Consider the following 292-nt stretch of genomic DNA (forward strand, 5'->3'; position numbering starts at 1 on the left):
CGAAGGTCTTTGGCATGGCAGTGTCAGCGGCACTGCCTTGGACACTTCATTGGCGGCATCAAGGAGCGTGTCCTGACTCAGGTGAGCATACCGCTGCGTTGTCTTAATCTGGGTATGCCCCAGAATCTTCTGCACCTCATATAGGGACCGACCGGCATTGACCAGAAATGAGGCGAAGGAATGCCTTAGATCGTGGATACGAACTTCAGCCAGTCCGGCACGTTTGCGAGCAGAATTCCACCCGGTAAAAATCGATACAAAAGGCTTGTGGGTCTTTGGGTTGGCAAATACC

At 52.7% G+C, this 292-nt stretch carries 1 protein-coding gene; it reads right to left on the reverse strand.

The features are described 5' to 3' along the window. On the reverse strand, window positions 1-292 hold a 292-nt coding region (locus IV91_RS0114040), incomplete at both ends, for a site-specific integrase (RefSeq protein ID WP_031599289.1).

The sequence above is a fragment of the Ferrovum myxofaciens genome, assembly GCF_000735045.1.
GTDB classification, from domain to species: domain Bacteria; phylum Pseudomonadota; class Gammaproteobacteria; order Burkholderiales; family Ferrovaceae; genus Ferrovum; species Ferrovum myxofaciens.